This window comes from Leptodesmis sp. (assembly GCF_052746595.1).
Genome location: NZ_JBRAGO010000176.1, coordinates 1 through 4,952 on the forward strand (window position 1 = coordinate 1; position 4,952 = coordinate 4,952).

Genomic DNA, 4,952 nt, shown 5'->3' on the forward strand with positions numbered 1-4,952 from the left:
CCCTCACCCCCAACCCCTCTAGGAGAGGGGTTGGGGGTGAGGGCGAGAGAGTTTTGTCAGCCAACCAGGAACAGGAGTTTTCCCATCAGAGAAACTATGGTTCTGGTGGACAAGGTTTAATTATGAGGCAAACAAAGAAGCTGGTGAGGCTGACACCCCACCAGCTTCATTTTTGTTGTCAGTCCATCATGGCTTCCCTAGGGCAGGGGATGAGCTAGCAGATCAGGAAAGAAACGATTAAATTCGATCAAAATCCCAGCCGTGATAAACATCCAGATGGCAGCAATCACAGGAGCAGTAGATAGATACTTAAGCAAGTAGTTCATTCAGGGTTCTCCCAAAACTATAGAGTTAGGACGGATTAGCGAGGTGCGATCGGAATCTCGTTGTCTTTAGCCGTCAGTTCCCCAGTGGTAAATTCTTTGAGCGCCATGAGGGGCCACGCAAAGCCGGTTAAAGAACACCGAACAGCCAAAGGTACATCGATAATGATTTCTTTCTCCTCTGGATTACTACCCTTTTTGATCGTCTGCAGATACATCCGACCAACCCAACCAATCCAGCCTGCAATGTACAGGAACAGGACGCTGGGAATCAGAGATTCTCCGGCATGAGCCAGACTACCATCCCAAATCAGGTGAGGTAGGCCGTCTTCACCGCAGAGTAATCCTGCTTTGGCATAAGCCTCATAACGCTGAGGAGCAGTGGGACTAATGGAGGATTTTGCCCGTTGAGCAAAAGCCGCAGACTCGCTACAGGGCTTCAGATTATAAGCATGAGCAGGCTGAGCCGGGGCGAACCCGAACCAGAGGGAGATGACAAGAATCAGAGCAAACAATCGTCGCATGGAATTGTTTCCCTTCGTTACAACAATGGAACGTCTGTTTTACAAAATTGAGCAGACTTTTAGTAAGGATAAGTTCGCTAAACTATTTAGCATCATGTCTTGAGCTGCATTCTTGACAGAATTCAGACTCAGAAGTTCGCTCATTATTCTCAAGAAATTACCAGTAAATGGCAACCATTTTGGCAATTGAAACAAGTTGTGACGAAACAGCGGTAGCGATTGTTAAGAATCGTGAAATTTTAAGTAGCATTGTTTCTTCACAGATTGCTGCCCATCAAGTTTACGGGGGGGTAGTGCCAGAAGTTGCCTCTCGACAACATGTGGAATTGCTGAATCCCGCGATCGCCCAGGCTCTGACTGAATCTCATATATCCTGGCCGGAGATTGATGGGATTGCCGCGACCTGTGCCCCCGGTCTGGTCGGAGCCTTACTGGTGGGACTGACTGCTGCGAAGACCCTGGCGATCGTCCATGACAAACCCTTTTTGGGAATTCACCACCTGGAAGGCCACATTTACGCCTCTTACCTCAGCAGTCCCGACTTAGAACCGCCCTTTCTCTGCCTGCTTGTCTCCGGTGGCCACACCAGTTTGATCTATGTGAAAGCTTGCGGTCATTACGAAACCCTGGGGCAAACTCGTGATGATGCCGCTGGGGAAGCCTTTGATAAGGTAGCCCGCTTGCTGCATCTGGGCTATCCCGGTGGCCCGATTATCGATAAGCTGGCTCAACAGGGAAATCCCAACGCCTTTCCTCTCCCTGAAGGTCAAGTCTCCCTCCCTGAGGGTGGTTTTCATCCCTATGATTCCAGCTTCAGTGGGTTGAAAACGGCAGTCTTGCGCCTGACCCAAAAGCTGCAAGAAGCATCTCCTGAATTACCCGTCGTAGATCTGGCTGCCAGCTTTCAGGAAACCGTTGCCAAGGCATTGACCAAACGGGCGATCGCCTGTGCCTTAAATTATGGCTTGAGTACGATCGCGGTGGGTGGAGGTGTGGCTGCTAACAGTGGTCTACGTCAACATTTGCAGGCTGCTGGGGAAAAGCACAACTTGCGCGTTCTCTTTCCCCCCCTGAAATTCTGTACTGACAAGGCCGCGATGATTGCCTGTGCCGCTGCCGATCACCTGACCCGGGGCCACACTTCGCCCCGCAGCCTTGGTGCCCTTTCTCGCATGCCCATCTCCGACGTGATGCAGCTTTATCAAAAAAAAGACGGGTCTGGTGCCGCAAAATGTCCAGGCTGGTAGTAAAAGACCCAGGCACTCCCATCGGTCGGGGCACCTTCGCAGTCACCATGCCAATGGTCTAAACACCACTCCCACACATTCCCCCCGTGCATATCAAACAGCCCAAAGGCATTGGCAACCCCAACTCCCCAATTCTCTCACTGCCCTACTCAAGAAGTCGGAGATCGAGGGGGTTGCTCTCGAATCCACGATCGCAGCGATCGGATGACGGTATTATCATCATCCGTATCCTTGCCTGCTTCTAAAAATCGCAGTAGGTCGTTCCTGGATACCCTTGGAAAGGCGACACTCAACTTACAGTTCACGTATTCCCCATACTCCAGTCGTTTAATTTCAAGGGTGCGGGCAGTGCAGCGCCACACTTCAGGCACCTGTAAGGATTGGTAGATTTTGAGCCTGCGAGTAGAGGGACTGGTAATGTCTACTTCTACTACCAAATCAGGAGGTGGATTATTTGCCAGGTTTAATGTGCGTCCACGAATTTGACCGGCATTTTGAATATAAAACCCTGAGTCTGGTTCTACTCCCTTTTCCAAATCTTCTCGATCCAATGTTACAGAGCCAACCCCACGCACTTTCAAGTTCAGTTCTTCGGTGAGGGCAACGATGATGCGTTCTAATAGATGCTTAATAAATTCGTGCAGATCAGACGGTATTGTGATTTCTAGCACTCCGCGATCGTAAGCTAAGCGAGCAGCCCGATGGTCTCCCATATCGGCCAGCATCGCTTGATAGGTTTGCCAGCTAATGTTGTGCAATACTACCCGTTGAGTTGATCGTTGGTTGGGAGTTTCTTGAAGCAGGCTGACCATAGGCAAAGGCAGATTGGCAGAGGAGTTTCCTAACGCAATTCTAGTCTTTCACCCCCTGCTTTCAACAGTCTCAAATCTCCGACTTCTTCCCTTGGTTCCTTCGCTCTGCATGGGAACTCTAGAAAGAGGCGCTGCCTCCATCAATGTTGGATTTACTCATGGGACGATCGCGCTACCACTTCCTTGATGCTCAACCCCATTTTCTTACCTGCACAGTGGTCAATTGGCCTCCTATTTTCAGCAATCTTCAACTCACTCAAATTGCAATCAATTCTCTGGACTATTTGCAACAGCACACGGCTGACTGTGCATGGTTACGTCACTATGGAAAAACATCTGCATCTGATCGCTTCAGCCGAGAATCTTGCCAAAGAAATTGCCAATTTTAAGTCTTTCACTGCCAGAACCATTATTGACAAGCTGCAGCAAAATCCATCCAGTTATTGGTTAGAGCAACTTCGGTTGCATAAACAGCCTTACAAGGCAGACCAGAACTATCAACTGTGGCAGGAGGGTTCCCATCCCCAAGCCATTCTTAGTGAAGCGATGCTGCGGCAGAAATTAGAGTACATACACCATAATCCGATGCGGCGTGGTTATGTGGATGATCCGGGGCACTGGCGCTATTCCAGTTATCGAGACTACGCGGGATCATCAGGTGTATTGACTCCGTGGTCTGGAGAACTTCCGTCATGGCAAGTACTAAAAATAGCTATAGGGATATATCTAGAATGCCCATATCCAACAAACTTTACCTGATCAAAATACCTTTTTGAGAAAATATGCGGAGCCAAGGAACTGCTCCACATGAGCGGATACGAGCAACTCATCATTGGCGATCGGGTGTAAGCTTGAATCCTTGAAACAGTATCTCCCAGAGATTGGAAGCTGTTGTGGTATCATTTCACCCATCTTGATATACGTATATCTGCGTAAAAAGGCGTATTTTGCTGCAAGTAAATAAGCAAAATCACAAAAATTTAACTGATTTTATTTATCTAACGATTAAAAAAATCGTGTACGATTAGTTAACTTATAAAAAAACTGAAAGTTTGTTTCAAAGCTTTACAAAAGATGTAAAATTTTCTAAGAATATGGATCCGTTTCCAGGGGGAACTGTGAATGCCCGGTTAATTCAGTTTTTGCAGGAGGAGTTGGCAATTCCTGAGCGCTCCATCGCGATCGCCCTGCGTCATCAGCAGGAATCAACTGCCAATCTGCTGCCCATGATTCTCTGGCAGTATGGGCTGATCACGCTGGAGGATCTGGATAAAATTTTTGATTGGATGGAAACGACTTAGAGGATAGTAAGAACTACTTAACCAAGCTGAGTCGGCTTATACTTATAAATATGGCGAGGTAGAGGGGGGGCTACTGGCGAATGTTGCATCATTTCCATTTTCTGGTTTAGCTCCCGAATGCGGCGGGATAGCAGGCGAATAATATTAATGGCAATTCCTGGGGTTTCCTCAATCGCTTCATACAATTCCTGCTGAGTTAATATCAAGCACTCGGAGGGGAAAAGGGTGGTCACGGATGCCGATCGCGGCTCTGCGTCAAATAAAGACATTTCGCCAAAACAAGCTCCCTGCTCAAGCTGCACCAGTTCTTGATCCTCAATGTGAACCCGCACCCGCCCCGAAACAACAATGTAGAGCGATCGCCCTTCCTGCCCCTTCCTGAAGATCGTGTGATTGGCCGGAAAAGCGAGTTCATCCATGACAGAAGCCAGTCTAACTAAAAAGTCATCCCGCAATTCCTTAAAAATGGGGACTTCACGAATAAACAGTAAGCGTTCAAAGCTAGAGAGCATAGAGACGTTTTGACCGGGTGGATGCTGGCCCAATCCCAAAAGGCATGCAGTCTATTATTACCAGAATTCCCCAGAATACTGAGTTTACTTTCTGAAAGCAGTGCAATCTTTAAATGCCATTAGATTTTAATCGCTTGCAATTCTAACTATCGATCTGAGCGAAATCCCTTTTTTTAAGGTAAAAAATCCCTCAAAATCCGGCCACGCCTGGGTGATTTCGCTTCAAGATTTGC

The 4,952-nt window shown here is 48.0% G+C and carries 7 protein-coding genes and 1 pseudogene; 3 read left to right on the forward strand and 5 right to left on the reverse strand.

From position 1 onward, the window contains the following. Positions 1 to 197 precede the first annotated feature (197 nt). Positions 198 to 326 (reverse strand): photosystem I reaction center subunit IX, encoded by a 129-nt coding sequence (gene psaJ / locus ACUVQO_RS22415; protein WP_233744882.1) that lies wholly within the window; start codon positions 324 to 326, stop codon positions 198 to 200. 35 nt (positions 327 to 361) lie between these two features. Further along, positions 362 to 847, reverse strand: coding sequence for a Photosystem I reaction center subunit III (locus tag ACUVQO_RS22420; protein WP_445928039.1), 486 nt, complete (start codon positions 845 to 847; stop codon positions 362 to 364). 179 nt (positions 848 to 1,026) lie between these two features. Between ACUVQO_RS22420 and tsaD the strand changes: the two genes are divergently transcribed. Then, complete coding sequence (gene tsaD / locus ACUVQO_RS22425; protein ID WP_445928040.1) at positions 1,027 to 2,094, forward strand: tRNA (adenosine(37)-N6)-threonylcarbamoyltransferase complex transferase subunit TsaD; 1,068 nt, start codon at positions 1,027 to 1,029, stop codon at positions 2,092 to 2,094. Here tsaD and ACUVQO_RS22430 read toward each other — a convergent pair. After that, a pseudogene (locus tag ACUVQO_RS22430) lies at positions 2,049 to 2,198 on the reverse strand (SUMF1/EgtB/PvdO family nonheme iron enzyme); the annotation flags it as partial. The gene tsaD and the pseudogene ACUVQO_RS22430 overlap by 46 nt on opposite strands. Before the next feature lie 45 nt (positions 2,199 to 2,243). Then, positions 2,244 to 2,906, reverse strand: a complete 663-nt coding sequence (locus tag ACUVQO_RS22435) for a Uma2 family endonuclease (RefSeq protein WP_445928041.1) — start codon at positions 2,904 to 2,906, stop codon at positions 2,244 to 2,246. Positions 2,907 to 3,230: 324 nt separating this feature from the next. Between ACUVQO_RS22435 and ACUVQO_RS22440 the strand changes: the two genes are divergently transcribed. Further along, complete coding sequence (locus ACUVQO_RS22440) at positions 3,231 to 3,665, forward strand: hypothetical protein (protein ID WP_445928042.1); 435 nt, start codon at positions 3,231 to 3,233, stop codon at positions 3,663 to 3,665. Between the two features lie 335 nt (positions 3,666 to 4,000). Further along, positions 4,001 to 4,207: a DUF2949 domain-containing protein gene (locus ACUVQO_RS22445; RefSeq protein ID WP_445928043.1), complete on the forward strand. Its 207-nt coding sequence runs from the start codon at positions 4,001 to 4,003 to the stop codon at positions 4,205 to 4,207. Positions 4,208 to 4,224: 17 nt separating this feature from the next. Here ACUVQO_RS22445 and ACUVQO_RS22450 read toward each other — a convergent pair whose 3' ends face one another. Then, positions 4,225 to 4,719 (reverse strand): Crp/Fnr family transcriptional regulator, encoded by a 495-nt coding sequence (locus ACUVQO_RS22450; protein WP_445928044.1) that lies wholly within the window; start codon positions 4,717 to 4,719, stop codon positions 4,225 to 4,227. Between the last annotated feature and the right edge of the window lie 233 nt (positions 4,720 to 4,952).